General features: G+C 69.7%; 22 protein-coding genes and 1 pseudogene. 14 read left to right on the forward strand and 9 right to left on the reverse strand.

All coding sequences use genetic code 11. The features are described from left to right. The first annotated feature begins 200 nt into the window (after positions 1-200). Positions 201-566 carry a hypothetical protein gene (locus CCN37_RS33660; protein ID WP_086828788.1) on the forward strand — a complete coding sequence of 122 codons (366 nt, stop codon included), beginning with the start codon at positions 201-203 and terminating at the stop codon, positions 564-566. On the opposite strand, the gene CCN37_RS33665 is transcribed toward CCN37_RS33660, so the two are convergent. Then, positions 563-1,639, reverse strand: coding sequence for a LacI family DNA-binding transcriptional regulator (locus tag CCN37_RS33665; RefSeq protein ID WP_246843472.1), 1,077 nt, complete (start codon positions 1,637-1,639; stop codon positions 563-565). The two genes, CCN37_RS33660 and CCN37_RS33665, sit on opposite strands and share 4 nt — an antisense overlap. A gap of 153 nt (positions 1,640-1,792) precedes the next feature. Here CCN37_RS33665 and CCN37_RS33670 point away from each other — a divergent pair, with 153 nt between their 5' ends. Next, positions 1,793-2,545, forward strand: a complete 753-nt coding sequence (locus CCN37_RS33670) for a polysaccharide lyase family 7 protein (protein ID WP_086828790.1) — start codon at positions 1,793-1,795, stop codon at positions 2,543-2,545. A 15-nt stretch (positions 2,546-2,560) separates the two neighbouring features. On the opposite strand, the gene CCN37_RS33675 is transcribed toward CCN37_RS33670, so the two are convergent. The 4 genes from CCN37_RS33675 to CCN37_RS33690 all read right to left on the reverse strand — a co-directional run bounded on the left by CCN37_RS33675 (position 2,561) and on the right by CCN37_RS33690 (position 5,516). Continuing rightward, a complete protein-coding gene (locus CCN37_RS33675; protein WP_086828792.1) occupies positions 2,561-3,022 on the reverse strand; it encodes a hypothetical protein in 462 nt (153 codons plus the stop codon). Positions 3,023-3,101: 79 nt separating this feature from the next. Next, entirely contained in the window at positions 3,102-3,557 is a 456-nt protein-coding gene (locus CCN37_RS33680) for a peroxiredoxin (RefSeq protein WP_086828794.1), read from the reverse strand. A gap of 2 nt (positions 3,558-3,559) precedes the next feature. Next, entirely contained in the window at positions 3,560-4,300 is a 741-nt protein-coding gene (locus tag CCN37_RS33685) for a DUF1295 domain-containing protein (protein ID WP_086828798.1), read from the reverse strand. 1 nt (position 4,301) lies between these two features. After that, a complete protein-coding gene (locus CCN37_RS33690; protein ID WP_168200988.1) occupies positions 4,302-5,516 on the reverse strand; it encodes a cyclopropane-fatty-acyl-phospholipid synthase family protein in 1,215 nt (404 codons plus the stop codon). Positions 5,517-5,636: 120 nt separating this feature from the next. Here CCN37_RS33690 and CCN37_RS33695 point away from each other — a divergent pair, with 120 nt between their 5' ends. From CCN37_RS33695 to CCN37_RS33735, 9 genes and pseudogenes are all read left to right on the forward strand, one after another. After that, positions 5,637-6,284 carry an alpha/beta hydrolase gene (locus CCN37_RS33695; protein ID WP_210408319.1) on the forward strand — a complete coding sequence of 216 codons (648 nt, stop codon included), beginning with the start codon at positions 5,637-5,639 and terminating at the stop codon, positions 6,282-6,284. Beyond that, positions 6,277-7,539, forward strand: a complete 1,263-nt coding sequence (locus CCN37_RS33700; protein WP_086828802.1) for an NAD(P)/FAD-dependent oxidoreductase — start codon at positions 6,277-6,279, stop codon at positions 7,537-7,539. The genes CCN37_RS33695 and CCN37_RS33700 overlap by 8 nt, the downstream gene beginning before the upstream one ends. Continuing rightward, positions 7,536-8,201, forward strand: coding sequence for a DUF1365 domain-containing protein (locus CCN37_RS33705; RefSeq protein WP_086828804.1), 666 nt, complete (start codon positions 7,536-7,538; stop codon positions 8,199-8,201). The genes CCN37_RS33700 and CCN37_RS33705 overlap by 4 nt, the downstream gene beginning before the upstream one ends. After that, positions 8,138-9,358: a cyclopropane-fatty-acyl-phospholipid synthase family protein gene (locus tag CCN37_RS33710; RefSeq protein WP_086828806.1), complete on the forward strand. Its 1,221-nt coding sequence runs from the start codon at positions 8,138-8,140 to the stop codon at positions 9,356-9,358. The genes CCN37_RS33705 and CCN37_RS33710 overlap by 64 nt, the downstream gene beginning before the upstream one ends. After that, positions 9,355-10,086 (forward strand): SDR family oxidoreductase, encoded by a 732-nt coding sequence (locus tag CCN37_RS33715; RefSeq protein WP_086828808.1) that lies wholly within the window; start codon positions 9,355-9,357, stop codon positions 10,084-10,086. The genes CCN37_RS33710 and CCN37_RS33715 overlap by 4 nt, the downstream gene beginning before the upstream one ends. Before the next feature lie 32 nt (positions 10,087-10,118). After that, positions 10,119-10,991, forward strand: coding sequence for a DUF72 domain-containing protein (locus CCN37_RS33720; protein WP_086828810.1), 873 nt, complete (start codon positions 10,119-10,121; stop codon positions 10,989-10,991). 161 nt (positions 10,992-11,152) lie between these two features. Further along, positions 11,153-11,611 carry a hypothetical protein gene (locus CCN37_RS33725; protein ID WP_086828812.1) on the forward strand — a complete coding sequence of 153 codons (459 nt, stop codon included), beginning with the start codon at positions 11,153-11,155 and terminating at the stop codon, positions 11,609-11,611. 35 nt (positions 11,612-11,646) lie between these two features. Beyond that, a complete protein-coding gene (locus CCN37_RS33730) occupies positions 11,647-11,946 on the forward strand; it encodes a hypothetical protein (protein ID WP_086828814.1) in 300 nt (99 codons plus the stop codon). A 229-nt stretch (positions 11,947-12,175) separates the two neighbouring features. Further along, positions 12,176-12,421: pseudogene (locus CCN37_RS33735) on the forward strand (DUF6247 family protein); the annotation flags it as partial. A gap of 141 nt (positions 12,422-12,562) precedes the next feature. Here CCN37_RS33735 and CCN37_RS33740 read toward each other — a convergent pair. Further along, positions 12,563-12,943: a VOC family protein gene (locus tag CCN37_RS33740; RefSeq protein ID WP_086828818.1), complete on the reverse strand. Its 381-nt coding sequence runs from the start codon at positions 12,941-12,943 to the stop codon at positions 12,563-12,565. 78 nt (positions 12,944-13,021) lie between these two features. Here CCN37_RS33740 and CCN37_RS33745 point away from each other — a divergent pair, with 78 nt between their 5' ends. Next, positions 13,022-13,801 carry a hypothetical protein gene (locus CCN37_RS33745; protein ID WP_086828820.1) on the forward strand — a complete coding sequence of 260 codons (780 nt, stop codon included), beginning with the start codon at positions 13,022-13,024 and terminating at the stop codon, positions 13,799-13,801. Here the strand turns inward: CCN37_RS33745 and CCN37_RS33750 are convergent. Further along, positions 13,764-15,506, reverse strand: coding sequence for an SDR family oxidoreductase (locus CCN37_RS33750; RefSeq protein ID WP_086828822.1), 1,743 nt, complete (start codon positions 15,504-15,506; stop codon positions 13,764-13,766). The genes CCN37_RS33745 and CCN37_RS33750 overlap by 38 nt on opposite strands. Before the next feature lie 42 nt (positions 15,507-15,548). On the opposite strand from CCN37_RS33750, the gene CCN37_RS33755 reads away from it, so the two are divergent. Beyond that, complete coding sequence (locus CCN37_RS33755) at positions 15,549-16,163, forward strand: TetR/AcrR family transcriptional regulator (RefSeq protein WP_168200989.1); 615 nt, start codon at positions 15,549-15,551, stop codon at positions 16,161-16,163. Here CCN37_RS33755 and CCN37_RS33760 read toward each other — a convergent pair. After that, complete coding sequence (locus tag CCN37_RS33760; protein WP_210408320.1) at positions 16,096-17,397, reverse strand: nitric oxide synthase oxygenase; 1,302 nt, start codon at positions 17,395-17,397, stop codon at positions 16,096-16,098. The genes CCN37_RS33755 and CCN37_RS33760 overlap by 68 nt on opposite strands. Positions 17,398-17,484: 87 nt before the next feature. Then, entirely contained in the window at positions 17,485-18,156 is a 672-nt protein-coding gene (locus CCN37_RS33765; RefSeq protein WP_086828840.1) for an SDR family oxidoreductase, read from the reverse strand. 110 nt (positions 18,157-18,266) lie between these two features. On the opposite strand from CCN37_RS33765, the gene CCN37_RS33770 reads away from it, so the two are divergent. After that, the gene (locus CCN37_RS33770; protein WP_246843475.1) at positions 18,267-19,091 is read left to right on the forward strand and encodes a siderophore-interacting protein; all 825 of its coding nucleotides are present in this window, start codon (positions 18,267-18,269) and stop codon (positions 19,089-19,091) included. Positions 19,092-19,183: the final 92 nt, after the last annotated feature.

The following is a 19,183-nucleotide window of genomic DNA, read 5'->3' on the forward strand; positions in this document are numbered from 1 at the left end:
CGTGCGCCGCCGCAGGCCAGGAGACCGCGCCCGTTCCCATCTCGTAAGCCCATTGGCCCCAACCGGTTGCCGGTCGGGTGTCGGCGCCGAGGGTGAAGCGACGCCGGAAGTGTTGTGGCGCAAACCGTCCGTGCTCGTGCACGCCGCGCCGCGCTCCCGGACGTGAGCTGACTGTCAGGGCTCGGGTGCACCATGCGGGCATGGACAACGGATCGGTGGACATGGCGCCCGTTCCGACGGAGCGCGAACTGCTCGAAGACTGGATGCGCGTGCTGACCCTGCTCGGCGAAGCCCGCCCGGTCGAGGAGATCTTCGAGCTGATCGCGCGCGCGAACAGGCACGACGAGCCCACGGGCAGCATTCGCGTGGTCCCGCCCTGCACGCACGAGGACCTGATGCGCGTGATCTTCGCGCTGCGCTGGTCGCAGCACACGCGCACGGCGGAGGCCAACGCGCACATGGTGGTCGACCTGATGCTGATCGACCGCGTGTCGAGGGCGACCGGCGAGACGCACTCGGAGGTGGTGCGCGAGCTCGCGGCGGAGGTGGCCGCGATGACCGGCTAGCGCGGCGGCGCGGTGGAGGCGCGCACGACCAGCTCCGGCCGGATCAGCAGCGAGCGGCCGGGAAGCGGTGCGCCGCCCTCGATCCCGGCGCGCAGGTGCTGGAAGGCCTCGGCGGCCATGCGCTCCAGCGGTTGGCGCACGGTGGTCAGCGCGGGCGCGCACAGCTCGGCGAGCAGGATGTCGTCGAAGCCCACGACCGACACGTCCTCGGCGACCTGGCGGCCGGTGTCGCGCACGCCCGCGCAGACGCCGAGCGCGCACATGTCGTTCATCGCCACGAGCGCGGTCGGCGGGTTCGCCGAGCCGAGCAGTTCGACGGTGCGCGCGCGGCCGAGCTCGGCGGCGTCCCGGTCGCCGTAGCTGGTGTCCGAAGTGGACAGTTCGGCGTTGGCGTCGGCCAGGTCCAGCCCGGCGTCGGTGATCGCGGAGAGGTAGCCCCGGTAGCGCTCCTGCCGGTTCACCGCGCGCAGCGAACCGGAGACGTAGGCCAGCCGCCGGTGCCCGAGGTCGAGCAGGTGCTGGGTCACCAGGTGCGCGCCGACGACGTTGTCCACGCTGATGTTCACCAGCGCCTCGGGATCGCCGGGCTGGGCGGTGCGGTCGAAGGCGACCACCGTCAAACCGGCCTCCAGCAACGGTTTCACGTGGTCGAGCGAGGGCAGCGACGAGCACAGCACCACGCCGCGGATGCCGTCGTCCCAGAGCTGTTCGAGGTAGCGGCGCTCGCGCTCCGGCTCGCGCTCGCTGTTGCACAGCAGCACGTGGTAGTCCTCGGCCAGCGCGGCGCCTTCGAGGTGGCGGGCGAAGGTCCCCCAGAACGGGTTCGCCACCGAGGGCACGACGAGGCCGATCGCCTGGGTGCGGCCGGTGCGCAGCTGGCGGGCGGTGCGGTTGGGGCGGTAGCCGAGCTGTTCGATCGCTTCCTCGACCCGCTGCCGGGTCGCGGGCAGCATTCGCCCGGGCCTGCCGTTGAGCAGGTTGGACACCGTGCTCGGTGACACTCCCGCGGCGCGCGCGACCTGGTAAATCGTCACACTGCTGCCGTTGCGCACTCCGGCACCCCTCCCTCTCACCTGGCGAGACCGTACCAGGGGACAAGTTTTCTGAGGTGGGCGTTGACGTGCTCGCAGGCCGCCCCTAGCCTTCGGGCACCGCCGGACAGTAAATCGATGCACGAGTCTTTGTCGGCGGCTTGCCGGGTCGTCCCCTGATGAGAGAAGCGACCGATGAATCGTCTGATTCCCCTGTGCTGTGCGGCTTTCTCCGTTGCCGCGCTGGCCTCAGCGGCGCCCGTGGCCGCGGCTGACCCGTCCTGCAAGCACCCCGGTGACGTGCTCGACCTGAAGAACTGGAAGCAGACGTTGCCGACCGGTTCCGCCGAGAAGCCGAAGGAGGTCAAGCAACCTGCCCTCGCCACGTTCAGCGCGGACCCCTGGTTCGTGCCGACGCCGGACTGCGCGGGCGTCCAGTTCCGCGCCGCCGTCAACGGCGTGACCACCAGCGGCTCCGGCTACCCCCGCTCCGAGCTGCGCGAGATGACCAGCAACGGCAAGGACAACGCGAGCTGGTCGTCGAGCTCCGGCAAGCACGTCCTTGAGGTCGAAGCGGCCGTGACCCGCCTCCCGAACGGCAAGCCGCACGTGGTGGCCGCGCAGATCCACGACGGCAGCGACGACGTGTCGGTGTTCCGGGTCGAGGGGAACAAGGTTTACGTCACGAAGGGCGATGACACGCACTTCCACCTCGTGACGAGTTCGTACGAGCTGGGACGGAAGTTCGTGGCCCGGTTCGAAGTGAGCGGCGGGCGGATCAAGGCCTTCTTCGACGGGAAGCTGGCTGTGGAGATCCCCAAGAAGTTCTCCGGGGGCTACTTCAAGACCGGGGCGTACGTGCAGGCGAACTGCTCGAACTCCTCGCCCTGCAGTGGGGCCAACCACGGGGAGGTGCGGGTGTTCCGGGTCGGGGTGGCGCACTCGTAGCACGGCTCACCGGCATCACAGGTGCTTCAGCTTGGTGCACCTGGGGTCCTTGCCGGCGGTGTTGAAGATGAACTCGACGAAGATGCCCGGGTGCTGGGTCCTCGTCGCGTCGATCTCGCGGCTGAGCGAGTGCCACTTGTTGTCCGCCAGGGCTTTGTCGCCGCTCTTGGCCAACAGGTAGCTCACCTCGGGGTCGTGCGGATCGGGGCGGTAGTGCACGAAGACGTCATTGCGCTCCGTCCGCCCACCACCCGGCTTCTTGATCTTGTACTGCACCTTGGTGATCAGCGCCAGTGGTGCGGTGCCACCGAATCCGTCGGGGCCTGACTTGCCGTAGACGGCGACGGAACCGGTGAAACCCGCCTTGCTGCAACTGGCGGTGAGCTTCGGCTTCTCCGCCGCCTCCGCCGCGATCCCGGAGACGACAGTGCCCAAGCCCGTGACCGCGACGACCGCGATCGCTCGACGAAGATCCATCCGCCGAGACTCGCACGTGCGGTCGTTGAGCCGCAAAAAGGTCCGGGCTGGGCCGAAGCAACCACGTGCGTGGGGTTCGCTAGCCCTTGACGTGCTTGCGCAGCGACTCCAGCGCTTGGTCGGCGTGGGCCTCGAAGCGGAGCTCGCTCTTGATCACGTCGAGCAGGACGCGGTCGGTGCCGATGACGAAGGTGTGGCGCTTCACCATCTTGATGATCCTGCGCTTCACCCCGAACTGGGCCGACACGGTTCCGTCCACATCGGACAGAAGGGGGTAGTCGAAGGTGTTCTGCGACGCGAACTCCTTCTGCTTGCTCACCGCGTCACCGCTGATGCCGACGCGCTGCGCGCCCAGCTCGGCGAACTCGGCGCCGAGGTCGCGGAAGTGGCAGGCCTCCGCGGTGCAACCACCGGTCATGGCGGCGGGGTAGAAGAACAGCACGACAGGGCCGTCGGTGAGCAGCTTGCTCAACGTGCGGGGCTCGCCGTCCTGGTCGGGGAGTGTGAAGTCTGCGATGGTGTCACCGGGGCGCATTGTCAGCCTTTCTTGGGTGGCAGCGGGAAGAAACCGCTGGTGCGGGAGACGTACTCGGCGTATCCGGGGCGCTCGCGCATGGCCCTCTCGGTCAGCGGGGCACCGCTTCCCTTGGCCAGCAACAGGATCATCGCCACCGGCGACAACACGGTCGCGGCGCCGATCCAGTGCTCGCAGGCCATGAGGTAGAGGCCGGCCCACACGCACGCGTCGCCGAAGTAGTTGGGGTGCCTGGTGTAGCGCCACAAACCCGTGTTGAGCACCGGCGGGCGGTCGGGGGTGGCCTTGTAGCGGGCGAGCTGGTGGTCGCCAACGGTCTCGAAGACGAAGCCGAGCAGCCACACCGCCGCGCCGAGCCATCCCAGCCAGCCGACCTCCGGGACCCAGTACTGCGCCGCCTGCACGGGCAGCGACACGAACCACATGATCACCGCTTGGAGCATGTACACGCGGTAGAACGGGTTGCCCTTGATCTTGGTGTAGCGGGGGTCCTCGCCGCGACCGTGGTTGCGGGAGTGGATGTGCCACGCGAGCCGGACGCCCCACACGACGGTCAGCGCGGCGCTGAGCAGGTGACCGCCGCCGGAGAGCGCGTAGCTCGTCACGGCGATCACGGCGAAGCCCAAGCCCCAGAGCGTGTCGATGGTGTCGAGGCGCCCTCGGCGGCGCGCGATCACGTAGGTGATCACGAAGAGCACGATGGAGAGGGCGCCGGTGATCGCGAGGTTGCCGGTGAAGCTCACCTCAGATCACCGCCGGGCGCATCGCCAGGATCTGGTTGACGCCCATGCGGTTCTCGGCGAACGCCAGCGATCCGCCCGCCATGTACAGCCGCCACACGCGCGCCTGCCCTTCGCCGACGAGCCGCACGAGCTCGGCCCAGCGCTTCTCGATGGTCTCAGCCCACACGTCCACGGTCCGAACGTAGTGCTCGCGCATCGCCTCGACACCACGGACCTCGAAACCGGCGCGCTCGATGAGGTTCACGGTGCTGCCGACGGGGCTCATGGTCATGTCGGGTGCCACGTAGCCCTCGATGAACGCGCCGCCGCCGGGAGCGACCTTGCCGCGCGACATCTGCTGGATCAGCACACGACCACCGGGCTTGACCGCGCGGTGCAGCGCCGAGGTGTAGATCGGGTAGTTCCCGGCGCCGACGTGCTCGCCCATCTCGATCGACGACACCGCGTCGTAGGGGCCGTCGGACAGTTCGCGGTAGTCCTGCAAGCGCACGGTGACCTTGTCGGTGAGGTCGCGCTCCTTGATCCGGTTCTCGATGAAGTCGCGCTGCTGCGCGGAAAGCGTGATGCCGGTCGCGTGCACGCCGTAGTGCTCGGCCGCGTGCAGGATCATCGAGCCCCAGCCGCACCCGACGTCCAGCAGGTGCATCCCGGGCTTCAGTTCCAGCTTGCGGCAGACGAGGTCGAGCTTGTCCCGCTGTGCGTCCGTGAGGGTGTAGTCGGGATCGTCGCTGGTCCAGTAGCCCGACGAGTACGCCATGTGCGGGTCGAGGACCTTCTCGTAGAACTCGTTGCTGAGGTCGTAGTGGTGGGCGATGGCCGCCCGGTCCCGCAGCCGCGTGTGCAGCCGCCCGCGCAGCCTGGCCTCCTCCGGCGGCGCCTTCGGGCGAGGGCCGATCACGCCGAGCCGCAGAGCAGCCTTGACCAGGTCCACGCGGTCGGCGGCCGTCACCTTCGGCCGCTGCTTCCTGGCGAGCGCCCAGAACCGGCGAAGGCCCTCGGCGAGGTCACCGTCGACGTCAAGATCTCCAGAGACGTAGGCCCTGGCGAGGCCCAGCTCGTTCGGGTCCCACAGCAGCCTGCGCAGCGCCCTGCGGTTGCGGACCACCGCGACCGGGCCGTCGGAGGGCCCCGCGGTGCTGCCGTCCCAGGCCCGCACCCCCACCGGCAGACCGGCTCCGAGCACCCGTTCGACCAGCTCAGCCAATGTCTGAGCCACACCATGCTGCTGGGACACGCCGCACACCCCGCTTCCGAAGCTTTCCCGGTCTTCGTCGCGCGCGGGCGCCCGGATTGGTGGATCACCCGAAAGACCAAACCGGAGCGCCGACTGCCCCGAATGACCGATGTGCGCACACCCGACGTGACGATCATGGAAGCCGGTGCGGAGGTTGAGGCCGTTGTCATCGTTCTGCACGGCGGCAAGGTCCGCAGCAGGGAGCCGGTGCTGCGGCGCAACCTCAGCTACCGGCGGATGGTCCCGATCGCCCGGTCGCTGCACCGTGCGGGGCGGGAGCACGGCGTCTCCGTCTGGCTGGTCCGCTTCCGCGAGCGCGGCTGGAACGAGCCGGAGCTGCCCGCCGTCGCCGACGCGCGGTGGGCGATCGCCGAGGCCCGCCGCAACCACCCCGGCGCGGCGATCGTGCTGGTCGGGCACTCGATGGGCGGCAGGACGGCGTTGCGCGTGGCCGACGAGAGCGGAGTGCGGGCGGTCTGCGCGCTCGCGCCGTGGATCGAGCCCGGCGAGCCCGTCGGCCACCTCGTCCGGTCCGGGCGCGAGGTGCTGATCGTGCACGGCACCGCCGACCGGTGGACGAGCCCGGCGCAGTCCGCGAGCTACGTCGAGCGGCTGCGCTCCCTGGGGGTCGCGGCCGAGCACGTCGCGCTGCCGGGCACCGGGCACTTCATGCTCCGGCGGATCGCCGACTGGACCGACGCCGCCCGCACGTTCGTCATGAAGATCACGGAGGAGAAGCGCGATGCGTGACCGTGTTGCCGTCATCGGCAGTGGAGTTGCTGGACTCACCGCGGCCTACCTGTTGCAGCGGCGCTACGACGTGGTGATGTTCGAGCGGGACGAGCGCGTTGGCGGCCACGCGCACACCCATGACGTGCCCGCGCCCGATGGCGGGATGGTCGCCGTGGACAGCGGTTTCATCGTGCACAACCAGCGCACCTACCCGAACCTGCTGCGGCTCTTCGGGGAACTCGGGGTGTCCACGCAGGACTCCGAGATGTCGATGAGCGTGCGCTGCGAGGGCTGTGGCCTGGAGTACGCGGGCGCCAAGCAGATCGGCGGGCTGTTCGCGCAGCCGAGGAACCTCGTCAAGCCCGCGTACCTGCGGATGCTGGCCGAGGTCACCCGCTTCCACAAGCACGCCCGCCGCGTCCTGGCCGAGCCGGACGCCGGAGACGTCACGCTCGGCGCGTTCCTGGCGATCGGCGGCTACTCCTCCTACTTCGTCGACCACTTCGTGCTGCCGGTGGTCTCCGCCGTGTGGTCGTCCTCGCGCGAGGTCAGCAAGCAGTACCCCGCGCGCTACCTCTTCGAGTTCCTCCGCAACCACGGCATGCTCGCCGTCGGCGGTTCTCCGCAGTGGAAGACGGTCACCGGTGGTTCTCGGTCCTATGTGGAACGCGCTGTCAAGGGGCTCACCGCCGTGCACGTCTCCACGCCGATCCGTGCCGTGCACCGCGACGCCGACGGCGTGGACATCCGTGACGACGCCGACGAGCTGCACCGCGTCGACCGCGTGGTGATCGCCACCCACCCCGACCAGGCGCTGCGGTTGCTGGGCGACGCGACCGAGGAGGAGAGCGCCGTGCTGGGCGCCTTCCAGTACTCCCGCAACGAGACCTGGCTGCACAAGGACGCTTCGCTGCTGCCGCGCGCCGAGGGTGCGCGGGCGTCGTGGAACTACCTCAAGCCGTCGTGCCGGTCGGACTCCAACGAGGTCGTCGTCAGCTACCACATGAACCGGCTCATGCGCCTGTCCGAGCCGGAGGACTACGTCGTCACGCTCAACGCCCCCACCCGGATCGCGAAGGAGTCGGTGATCGCGAAGATGGTGTACGAGCACCCGATCTACACGCCGGAGTCCGTTGCCGCGCAAGCGAAACTCCCCGGGCTCGCGACCGGCAGGACGGCGTTCGCCGGTGCCTACCACGGGTGGGGCTTCCACGAGGACGGCTGCGCGTCCGGGGTGCGGGCGGCGGAGGCGTTCGGAGCGGGTTGGACATGATCTACGACGCCGTCGTCACGCACACGCGCCTCGACCAGATCCGGCGGCGGTTCTCCCACCGCGTCCAGATGTCGCTGGTCGACCTCGCCGCGCTGCCCAAGGGGTTCGAGGCGCGCGACCACCTCGGCGACCCGGAGCGGTCGATCCGCGCGAACCTCGACGCCTGGCTCGCCTCGCAGGGCGTCGACCTCCGGGGTGGGCGCGTGCTGTTGCTGGCAAACCCGCGCTCGTTCGGCTTCGTCTTCAACCCGCTGTCGGTGTTCTGGTGCCACGGCCCCGACGGTGAGCTGGAGTGCATCGTCGCCGAGGTCCACAACACCTACGGCGAACGGCACTGCTACCTGCTCCGCCCCGACCCGGCCGGCCGCGCGGTGGCGGACAAGGAGTTCTACGTCTCGCCGTTCTTCACCGTCGAGGGCCGCTACCACATGAAGTTCAGCAGGCCGGGCGAGCGGCTGGACATCAGCATCTCGTTGCGGCAGAACGACGAGGTCGTGTTCGTCGCGACGCTGCGCGGGCAGCGGATGTCCACCCGCAAGCGCCTGCTCGCCCTGTCCCACCGCGTGTTCGCCCTGATCTTCCGGCACGGGATCGCCCTGTGGCTCAGGCGAATCCCGGTCGTTCCCCGCAAGCCGCACACCGTTCAGGAGGGTGTCCAGTGACCGTGCTCCGAGCCAGGATCGCCGAAAGTCTGTTCAGGAACGCCGTCCGGGCGTTGCCGGTCCGCGTCACGCTCCCCGGCGGCACGCGCTGGGGTGCCGGTGGCTCGAACTCGCCGATCATGCGGATCGTGCGGCCCGAGGAGTTCTTCCGCAAGCTCGGCGCCGACGCCAAGATCGGCTTCGGCGAGTCCTACATGGCCGGGGACTGGACCAGCGGCCACCTCGCCGACGTGCTCACCCCGTTCGCGCGGCGGATGGCCACGCTGATCCCCAAGCCGTTGCAGGTCTTCCGGCACATCGTCGAACGGCGCCAGCCCACCGAGGAGCGCAACACCGTCGACGGCGCGCGGAACAACATCCACCGCCACTACGACCTGTCCAACGACCTCTTCGCGAACTTCCTCGACGAGACGATGACCTACTCGGCGGCCTGGTTCGCGCCCGGCGTCACCGACCTCGCCGAGGCCCAGCGCCGCAAGATCGACGGCATCCTGGACTACGCGGGGGTGCGCGCGGGGAGCAGGGTGCTGGAGATCGGCACCGGCTGGGGCGAGCTGGCGATCCGCGCGGCCCGCCGGGGAGCGCACATCACGTCGATCACCATCTCCGCCGAACAGAAAGCCTTGGCGGACAAGCGGATCGTCGAGGCCGGGGTCTCGCACCTGGCCAAGGTGGAACTGAAGGACTACCGCGACGCCACCGGGGCCTACGACGCGATCGTCTCGGTGGAGATGATCGAGGCGGTCGGCCGCGAGTACTGGCCGACGTACTTCGGCGCGCTGGACCGGCTGCTCGTGCCCGGCGGGCGGGTCGGGCTCCAGGCGATCACCATGCCGCACGACCGGTTGCTGGCCACGAGCGAGTCCTACACCTGGATTCACAAGTACGTCTTCCCGGGCGGACAGCTCCTGTCCGTGCCCGCGATCGAGAGCCACAGCCACCTCCCGCTCGTCGCGCGCCGCTCGCTCGGCCAGGACTACGCGCGCACGCTGCGGCACTGGCACCAGCGCTTCACCGCCAACTGGGACACCATCGCCGAGTTCGGCTTCGACGCCCAGTTCAAGCGGATGTGGGAGTTCTACCTCGGCTACTGCGAGGCCGGGTTCCGCTCCGGCTACCTCGACGTGTGGCAGCTCGGATTCGAGAAGGCCCGATGAGCCCGCGCGTCTGGATCACCGGTGCCTCCAGCGGGATCGGCGCCGCGCTCGCCCAGGAGCTGCACGCGCGCGGCGCCCGGGTCGCGATCAGCGCCCGCCGCACCGACCAGCTGGCCAAGGTCTCCGACGGCCGGATGCTCGTCCAGCCCGTCGACGTGATGGACCGCATCGCCGTGCTCACCGCCGCGGAGAAGGTCATCGACGCGTTCGGCGGCATCGACATCGCCGTGCTCAACGCGGGTGCTTGGGACCGCTTCGACGTGACGAACTGGGACCCGGACTCGTTCCGGAGGCAGTTCGAGGTCAACGTGTTCGGGATGTCCTACGGCATCGAGGCCGTGCTGCCGTCGATGCTGGAGCGCGGCAAGGGCACGATCGTCGGTGTCGCCTCGGTCGCGGGCTATCGCGGCATGCCGGGCGGGGAGGCCTACAGCGCGACCAAGGCCGCGCAGATCAACCTGCTGGAGTCGTTGCGAGGAGGCTTGCGGCACAAGGGAATCCGCGTGCAGACCATCTGCCCGGGTTTCGTGCGGACCCCGATGACCGCGCGCAACACCTTCCGGATGCCGTTCATGGTCGAGCCCGACCACGCCGCTCGCAAGATCGCCGACGGCATCGTCTCCGGCAAGCCGGAGATCGTCTTCCCCCGGCGGATGGCGGTGCTGATGAAGGCGGCACGCCTGGTACCAGTCGGCATGTGGTCCCAGCTCACCGGTCGCCGCCGCTGATTCGTTCGCGCCGCACCGGGTAGCCAGAAGCCATGGGCGAGGTGCTGGTGGGAACGGCGGGGTGGACCGACCGAGGGCTGACCGAGACCGGCTGGTACCCGGCGGGAGTGCGCGACGCGGAGCGGCTGACCAGCTACGCGTCGCGCTTCCCGCTGGTGGAGGTCAACACCTCCTACTACGCCATCCCCACACCCGAGGTCGCGCAGGGCTGGGTGGACCGCACCCCGGAGGACTTCACCTTCAACGTCAAGGCTTTCGCCGCGTTGACCAAGCACACCGTGCGCTCCTCCCACCTGCCGCCAGACCTGCGCACCGGCACCGATCGCGTCCGCCTCAGCGACCTCACCCCGGCGCGCGCCGAGGAGTTGTGGTCGCGGTTTCTCCTTGCCGTGGAACCGATCCACGCCGCGGGGAAGCTCGGGCTGCTGCTGTTCCAGTTCCCGCCGTGGTTCCGGCCGGGGGAGTCCGCGCGGCAGTTCCTGGTGGAGTGCAGGAGCCGTTGCGCGCCGATGCGGATCTGCGTCGAGCTGCGTCACTCCACGTGGCTGGACCACGTCAACGGCCCCAGCACGCTCGCTTTCCTGTGCCAGCACGACATTCCGTACGTGTCGGTGGACATGCCCCAGGGCCACGACGACTCCGTGCCGCCGCTGCTCGTGGCGACCTCCGACATAGCCGTGCTCCGCATGCACGGTCACAGTCCACAGTGGACGAGCAAGGACATCGAGAAACGGTTCCGCTACTCCTACTCCGAGGCTGAGCTGGCCGCGTGGGCCCGGCGCCTGCACGAGCTCGACGAGCCCGCGCACGTGGTCTTCAACAACTGCTACCGCGACGAGGGTCATCTCAACGCGCAGTTCTTGCAGGGGCTGCTGAACAATTCTTCTATTCACAGTCTTGAGTGAAGGTGAGCAGTTCTCGGCTGTGATCCTGCGTGATCGAACCGCTACCCCGAATGCTCTGGCCTGCGCATTTCAGGCCTGCTTGAAGGGGATTGTTCACTATTTTTTTCGCTGCCTACGGTCCTCTCGATTTCGGGTACGACCGAACTGAAAGGCAGAAAACGGTGAAGAGGCTCTTCTCGGCCCTGCTGGCCGCGGCGGCGGTCATCGCCGCCCTCCCCGGAACGGCCTCGGCGATCCCCGCGTTCGTCAACGCCAGCGACTGCTTCCGGACCGCGCACCCCCAGGACGTCGTCGCGTCGCTGACCCCTGGCGGCTCCCCGCACCAGTCCGTTCAGCTGCGCTGCGGCGACTACACCTCCGGTGTCATCCACATCGACGCCGGTCACCCCATCGCGGAGAACGGCGCCGACGACGTCAACGTCAACGCCTGCTTCAACCACATCTTCTCGCGGAACTACTACGAGGTTCCCGCCGCGAACGGAAATGTCGCACTGCGTTACGACCGCAGCCACGGCGGTCACGCGACCCTCGTTTACAACAAGGGCTCCGGAAATGTTGTGACCATGTTCACCTCGGACGGCCCCTCCGGCAACAACTGGCGCGGCTGCGCCACCGGCTGAGCAATTCCGCCCCCCACGACGACACAGGAGTAGTTGTGCGAACCGCCCTTTCCCTGACCCTTGCCGCCGTCGCCGCGCTTTCGTTCACCGGAACCGCCGGCGCCGCCGAACCGCGGGCGAACGTCCCGGACTGCGTGAGCTACCGCCTGCAGGAGCCGGTGGGCATCTTCGAGCAGACCGTCCACATCACCAACAACTGCCGGACGTCGCAGACCGTGCGCGTCGACATCGCCTTCGCGCTGGACAGCGAGTGCGTGTCGGTGCTGCCCTTCACCACCAAGCCGTACACGTTCCTCGCGTCGCACCTCCTGGTCCGCGGCCTGGCCAGCTGCTGACCCCGCCGGTGACGGGTCCGCCCTCCCCCCGGTCCACGGACCCGTCGCTCCACAGTGGACGGTCGTGGGGCCCGCTCGCCCCGCGACCGTCCACCGTGTTCTCCAGCGAGTTCTGACACGCGGTGGCGCACCATGAAGGCATGACACCGACCGACATCCCGGGCTCGGTGGAGGACAGCGGCCCCGAGCGCCTGCTCACCGACCGAGGTTCACCTTCGACCGGACGGCCGTCGCGGTCCGGGCCGCGCTCGCCGCCACCAACGCCGACGTGCTCGCCGAGTTCGAACGCGAGTTCCACGTGGCCATGGCCGAGGCCGACGATGACTTCGACCTCGCCAGGGTGGACGTGGTCGTGCGGCACTGGTGGCTCCGCGCGGTGCTGTACCTCGATCGCGAGGCGTTCGAGCACACCGTCGCCGTGACTGAACGCCTGGAGACGGGCGACGAGTCGGACGTCCACCGGGCGCGGCGGTGAGCTGCGAAGCCCGCTGCACCACGCGTGCCCAAGAGCAGAAGGAGCCTGGTACGCGTCGTTCGACGAATTCGGTCAAGTCAAGTACGTCATCGGCGCGAACAACGCGGTTCGCGTGACCGTGCTGTTCGTGACCTGGGCAGCCTAGGAGCGGGTGTCGCGGCGCAGCGGGTGGTCGGCGGGGATCTCCACCAGCACGATGCGCACCCCGTCCGGATCGCGAATCCAGCCCTCGTGCAGCCCCCACGGCTCCACCTCCGGCTCGCGCAGGACCTCGGCGCCGCGCGAGACGAGCACCTCGAACTCCGCCCGCACATCGCGCACCTGCATGTACAGCGAAGTGCTCCCCGGAGCGGAGCCGTCGCCGCTGTGCGCGGCCACCTCCAGCAACCCCTGCCCGAGGAAGAACACAGTGCCGCCGGGGAACTCGCGGAAGACGGCGAGGCCGAGCACGTCCCGGTAGAACGCGCGCGAGCGCTCCGGGTCACGCGGGCGCAACAACACCCTGCTGCTCAAGATCTCCATACGTCCACGGTGGCAGCTGAACGGCCCCACCGCATCAGGTGATGACGTGAACCTGATCGGGTTGGCAGGCTCGCCGGTGTGACTGGCATCGACGAAGACCGCCTCGCCCTGGCCGACGCGCTCACCCGGGAGGAGGTGGACGAGGTGCTCGCGGAACTGGACGAGCACATCGAGGTACTGCGTACCGCGCAGCGGCGGACCGAGTCCCGCTACCGCGAGGCGGTCGAGGCGCACCGCAGGGCGAAGGTGCCGAGGGCGGGCCTGGACGTCGCGCACCCGCTCGCGGTGGTCACCACGGAGACGATGTTCCTCGCCGAGCAGCACGACACCTCCACCAAGGAGTCCTACCGCAAGGTCGCGGCGTGGTTCGCCGACATCGCGGTGCTGGCGCTGGAGGAGGCGGTGCACGGCACCCCGGTGGACCCGGTCAGGGTGGTCGCGGTGATCAACCCCGGCCTGCTCTCCAGACCGCAGCTGCTGGAGGTCGTCAGCCGCTACCGGCCCGGCCTCGCCGAGGACCACCTGCTGGAGCCCGACGACGCCCGGCACGCGCTGTGGGGCAGCGAGTGGAACGACTTCTGGCTCTGCCGCCTCCCCGAGATGTCCACATTGGACAGACTGCCGCTGTTGTCGGAGGAGGTCTTCGAAGACGTCCGCGCCGCGCTCAAGCGCGTGCTGCTCGCTGTCCAGTCCGGGCAGACCGCGTTCGAACTGGAGGACTCCGGGCGCCCGCTGACCGTGGACGAACTCGCCGAGGCGTGCGCGCTCAACGGCGACCTGCACCGCATGCCCGACCTGCTCAGCGAGTTCGCCAGGGCGATCAGGCGCGGCCTTCCTGCTCTTCGCTCGGCGGCGTGAGCTTGGCGAAGGCCCGCAGTGCCCCCGGGCTGACCTTGGACAGCGCGAACGCGACCCTGGCCTCGGCGTTCACCGGGACCAGGGGCGCGTTGCGGAGCACCGCGCGCAGGATCTGGGCCGCGACGCGCTCCGGCGGGTAGTTGCGCGCCTGGTAGCTCTGCACGGCGCGTTCGCGGAACGCCGCCTGCTCGGCGTCGCTGGCGCCGACGTAGGTCGTGGTGGCCGCGATGTTGGTGTTGATCAGCCCCGGGCAGATCGCGCTGACGCCGATGCCGTTGTGCGCCAGCTCCGCGCGCAGGCACTCGCTGAGCATCAGCACCGCGGACTTCGTCGTCGCGTACGCGGGCAGGACCTGCGTCGGCGTGTAGGCCGCCGCCGAGGCGACGTTGACGATGTGCCCGCCCTCCGCGCGCTCGGCCATCGCCGCGCCGAAGAAGCGGCAGCCGTGGATCACACCCCACAGGTTGACGTCGAGCACGCGCTTCCACTGCTCCGTCGAGGTGTCCAGGAACGGCCCAGCCACACCGATTCCGGCGTTGTTGACCACGATGTCGGGAATGCCGTGGTCGGCCAGCACGGTGTCGGCGAAGCGCCGCATGGCCGCCTCGTCGGAGACGTCGACCTGGTAGGCGGCCCCGGAACCCATGCGCCGCACGGTGTCCTTCGCCGCCACCTCGTTGATGTCGCAGGCGATCACGTCCGCGCCCTGCTCGGCGAACGCCTCCGCCGTGGCCCTTCCGATGCCGCTGCCCGCGCCGGTGATGACGATCAGCTTGTCGGCAAAGGGTTTCCGGTTCTCCGAGACGCGGTGCTGGCGCAGCGCGCGCGTGCTCGTCCCGGTCTCGACGTGGTCGACGAACTCCTCGACCATGCGAGCCACGGCCTCGGGGTGGCTCAGCGGGGCCCAGTGCCCAGCGGCCAGCGGGCGCCGCCACAGCTCCGGCGCCCACCGCTCCAGGTCCTCGGCGAGCGCGGGCGTGACGTAGCGGTCGTGCAACGGCGTGATCGCCTGCACCGGCACTGTTGTCCGCCGCTCACGGGGATTCTTCAAGCGCGGCAAGATGTTCGCGCGGTACAGCTCCATGCCGAGCACGCCGTCCTTGGCGAGCACGCGGGTCGGGCGGTCGAACTTGATCCCCTCGGTGCGCCACAGCCGCCGCGCCCAGTTCCGCGCGAGCACGGTGCGCCACAACAACGCGGGCAGCACGGGGAGGTGGAAGAACAGGATGTACAAGGAGTGCAGCTGCTGCGAGATGACCTGCCGCAACCTTCGCGGGGTCGGGCGGCGCAGCCTGCTCCGCGTCCAGTGGCCGACGTGGTCCAGGCAAGGCCCGGAAATCGTTGTGTACGAAGCGATCCGGTGCCGCGCGGCGGGATCGGTCACCGCCTCCCACGCCTGGATCGAGCCCCAGTCGTGCCCGACCACGTGCACCGGCTGGTTCGGGCTCACCGCGTCCGCGACCGCGAGCAGGTCCTCGCCGAGGTGTTCCAGGCGGTAGCCGGAGCGCTCCTTCGGCCCGGCCGAGGTGCCGGTGCCGCGCGTGTCGTAGGTGACGACGTGGAACTTCCCGCGCAGGCGCTGCGCGACCCGGTCCCACACGTGATGATCGTCGGGGTAGCCGTGCACCAGCAGCACTGTCGGCCGATCGGGCGCTCCGCTCTCGTACACCGCGAGTCGTGCCGAGCCGGACCGGACTGAACGCATGTCGTCTCCCGACCACTAGTAGACGTGATGTCTAATATTGATGTGAGCAGGACTCGTGTCAATGCCACACGCAGGCGACTGCCCGTCGCCCAGCGGAGGGACGAGATCCTCGCCGCGGCGCAGCGGCTCTTCGGCACGCGCCGGAGCGAGGACGTCACCATCGACGAGATCGCCGCCGCCGCCGGTGCCTCAAGAGCGCTGGTCTACCGTTACTTCGGCGGGAAGCGGTCGCTGTACCTGCACGCGCTGCTGGCCGCCGTCGACGAGCTCGCTCGCGCGGTCGAGCCCCCGCCGGGGCCGCCGTTGAGCCGCCTGCGCTTCGCCGTATCGGGTTACCTCGACTTCGCCGAGCGGCACGCGCACGGCTACGTGGCGCTGCTGCGCGGGGCCAGTCAGGGCGCCGAGGTCGCCGAGATCGTCAACCGCACCCGCGAGCTGATCGCCGAGCTGGCCTTCGAGGGCTTGGAGCTGGACCGCGCGTGCCCGCGACTGCGCCTCGTGCTCGTCGGCTGGGTCGCCGCCGCGGAAGCCATGACGCTGCACTGGCTCGAACACCGCGACCTCGCCCGCGACGACCTCGCGGGACTGCTCATAGAGAACCTGCTCGCGGTCCTGTCGCCACCGGGCCGCGCAGGTACGCCCACAGCACGGGCTTGAACTCCTCCTCGGGCGGTGTCGGGCGGTGGTCGGCGTAGTGCGCCGGGCAGCCCTTCAGCCCCCGCTCGGCGGCATCGGGGTCCACGACGAACTCCGGCTTGAAGTGGTCGGTGTCGTAGTAGCGGTGGAACACCGGCGTCAGCCCGCCCGACACCGGCGGCACGATCCAGCTCCAGTCGGCGGGGCACTTGCGGCCCGCGCGCGCCTCCTTGTCGATGTGCTTCAGGAAGTGCTGCGACTCGGTGTGGTGGTCGGTGATCGTCACGCCCGCCTCGGCGTAGGAGTGCAGCACCGCGCGGTTGAGTTCCACCAGCGCCCGATCGCGCCAGAGCGTCGTCTCCCGGCTGGTATCGAGTCCCAATCGGTTCGCAAGCTCCGGCAGCATGTCGTACCGGTCGGCGTCTGCCAGGTTGCGCGCGCCGATCTCGGTGCCCATGTACCAGCCGTTGAACGGCGCGGCGGGGTAGGAGACGCCGCCGATGACCATGCGCATGTTGCTGATCGCCGGTACCGCGTGCCACCGGAGACCCAGTTCCGCGAACCACGGGTGGTCGGGGTGGGTCAGCCGCACCTCGTCGATCGCGGTCCTCGGCAGCGGGAACAGCCTCGGCCCCTCCTCGGGGGTCTCCACCACCAGCGGCAACACGTCGAAGCGCCCGCGCTCCCTCGGCTGCTGCCAACCCATGGACGTCACGGTGCTGGTGAAGTCGACGTAGCGCGGGTCGCCGAGCACCCCGCCGTCGGCGTCGCGGTAGCCCGCGTACCGGATCAGCTGTTCGTTCCAGATCCTCGGCGCGGGCCTGCCCGGCACCTCCGGCGCGAAGATGGTGATCAGCGGGCGCAGCCGCCCCTTGTTGTGGGCCAGCCGCAGGTGCTCGACGCACTGCGTGGCCACCTCGGTCGCACCGCGCACCGCCCGCATGTCGCGCACGCGCAGGCTGCGCCAGTACAACCGGCCGATGCAGCGCGCGGCGTTGCGCCAGGCCACCCGCGCGCCGAAGGACAGTTCGGCGGTGGTGTGCTGGTAGGAGCCGGTCATCTCGATCTCGGTGCGGACCCAGGCCACGCGGCGCTCGACCGGTCCGGCGTCCGGGTTCTCGCCGTGGAAGATCCTCAGGAACTCCTCGGCCTCGTCGGCGTCAACGACCTGGTCACCGGTGGGCGCCTCGGTCGGTGCCGACAGGTGCGGGGGCAGCGCCCAGGTCCCGGCGTGCGCTCCGTTGTCGTCAGCCACCGCGTGAACCTATACGCCCGGTCGATCACCCGTCACCGCTGATCAGGTAGCCGAAAACCCGAAGATCGCTCACTCACAGCACTCGTGTCAGGAACGATCACCCTGGTGAGCGAGCTGCGCCACGGCCTCGGCCACGCTCTGCTCACCCCCGGTCACCTCGACCTGGCGGTGCACCGTTTCCGGGGAGTCGAGCAGCTCCAGCAGTACCAGTGCCACGTCCTCCCTGGTGATCGAGCCCCTCGGCAGCTTCTCGGCGATCCGCACCCGCCCGGTCGCTGGTTCGTTGGTCAGCGCGCCCGGCCGCAGCACCGTCCAGTCGAGGTCGCGGCCCCGCACGTCGGCGTCGGCCTCGCTCTTGGCGCGCAGGTACGTGGCGAAGGTCTCGTCCATGTCCGGCGGCGGCGTGATGTCGGCGTTCATCGCGGAGATCATCAGGTAGCGCCGGACCCCGGCCAGCTGCGCGCCCTCGGCCAGCAGCGCCGCCGCGTCGCGGTCCACGGTGAGCTTGCGCGCCGTGCCGCTGCCCGGTCCTGCCCCCGCCGCGAAGACCACCGCGTCGGCGCCCCGCACCACGTCAGCGACCTGTTCGGCGGTCGCGGACTCCAGGTCCAGCACGGCCGCTTCGGCCCCGGCCGCGCGCAGGTCGTCGGCGTGGCCGGGGTTGCGGATGATGCCGACCGAGGTGTCCCCGCGCGCGGCGAGGTGGCGTTCCAGGTGCAGGGCGATCTGGCCGTGTCCTCCGGCGATGACGATGCGCATGAGGCCCAGGTTAGTGAAGGCGTTTCGGAACCACCGCGCCAAACCCTTGAACACTTAGGTATGCCTTGCTTTACTCGGACGGGTCCGTGTCCCAGTGAGGGAAGGCCCGCATGACCGCGACGACCGACACCCGGCCCGAGCAGGTCCTGTCCTACGTCCACTTCCGCGCCCAGGTGCGCGAGGTTCGCCGACTCACCCCGAACATGGCTCGGGTGACCCTCGGCGGCCCCGATCTCGCCGGGTTGACCAGTGGCGGCAAGGACCAGCGGATCAAGCTGTTCTTCCCGTTGGCCGGTCAGCGGGAGCCCGTGCTGACCAGCGGTCCCGGTTGGTACCAGGACTACCTCGCGCAGCCCACCGAGATCCGCCCGGTGATGCGCACCTACACGCTGCGCGGCCACCGCCCCGAGCACAACGAGGTCGACGTCGATTTCGTGCTGCACGGCGACACCGGCCCCGCTTCCGCCTGGGTGGCCCGCGCCGAGCGCGGCGACCACGTCGGCCTGCTCGCCCCCAACGCCCTGCACGCACCGATCCTCGGCTACGAGTACCACCCGGTACCCGGTACCGACTGGCACCTGCTCGCCGGTGACGAGACCGCGCTCCCCGCTATCGGCGGCATCATCGAGTCCCTGCCCGCAGGCGCCGTCGCGAAGGTCTTCGTCGAGGTGCCCGAGGAGGCCGACCGCCAGGACCTCCGCAGTGCAGCCGATGTCGAGATCACCTGGCTCGCGCACCACCACGGCGAGTCCCGCCTCCTCGACGCCATCCGCGCCGCTGATTTCCCGTCAGGCCAGGCCTACGCGTGGATCGCGGGGGAGTGCGCCGTGATCAAGCACGTGCGCCGCCACCTGCTCCGCGAACGCGGCGTCGCCAAGGACGCCCTCTACTTCTCGGGTTACTGGCGTCGCGGCGCCGACCACGATTCCCTCTGAGCCTCACTCAGAACGGCGCCGGTTCGGCGATCGGTACCGGGTGAACGTCCTCGGTCTTCCCACGCGGTGTCGTCCAGGTGTGCGTCCCGTCG

Source organism: Allokutzneria sp. NRRL B-24872, from assembly GCF_002155965.1.
Classification (GTDB): Bacteria; Actinomycetota; Actinomycetes; order Mycobacteriales; family Pseudonocardiaceae; genus Allokutzneria.

Coding starts and splice junctions, on each gene's coding strand:
- CCN37_RS33660 (WP_086828788.1), top strand. CDS start 201: ATGGACAACGGATCGGTGGACATGGCGCCCGTTCCGACGGAGCGCGAA.
- CCN37_RS33670 (WP_086828790.1), top strand. CDS start 1,793: ATGAATCGTCTGATTCCCCTGTGCTGTGCGGCTTTCTCCGTTGCCGCG.
- CCN37_RS33675 (WP_086828792.1), bottom strand. CDS start 3,022: ATGGATCTTCGTCGAGCGATCGCGGTCGTCGCGGTCACGGGCTTGGGC.
- CCN37_RS33680 (WP_086828794.1), bottom strand. CDS start 3,557: ATGCGCCCCGGTGACACCATCGCAGACTTCACACTCCCCGACCAGGAC.
- CCN37_RS33695 (WP_210408319.1), top strand. CDS start 5,637: ATGACCGATGTGCGCACACCCGACGTGACGATCATGGAAGCCGGTGCG.
- CCN37_RS33700 (WP_086828802.1), top strand. CDS start 6,277: ATGCGTGACCGTGTTGCCGTCATCGGCAGTGGAGTTGCTGGACTCACC.
- CCN37_RS33705 (WP_086828804.1), top strand. CDS start 7,536: ATGATCTACGACGCCGTCGTCACGCACACGCGCCTCGACCAGATCCGG.
- CCN37_RS33715 (WP_086828808.1), top strand. CDS start 9,355: ATGAGCCCGCGCGTCTGGATCACCGGTGCCTCCAGCGGGATCGGCGCC.
- CCN37_RS33720 (WP_086828810.1), top strand. CDS start 10,119: ATGGGCGAGGTGCTGGTGGGAACGGCGGGGTGGACCGACCGAGGGCTG.
- CCN37_RS33740 (WP_086828818.1), bottom strand. CDS start 12,943: ATGGAGATCTTGAGCAGCAGGGTGTTGTTGCGCCCGCGTGACCCGGAG.
- CCN37_RS33750 (WP_086828822.1), bottom strand. CDS start 15,506: ATGCGTTCAGTCCGGTCCGGCTCGGCACGACTCGCGGTGTACGAGAGC.
- CCN37_RS33765 (WP_086828840.1), bottom strand. CDS start 18,156: ATGCGCATCGTCATCGCCGGAGGACACGGCCAGATCGCCCTGCACCTG.
- CCN37_RS33770 (WP_246843475.1), top strand. CDS start 18,267: ATGACCGCGACGACCGACACCCGGCCCGAGCAGGTCCTGTCCTACGTC.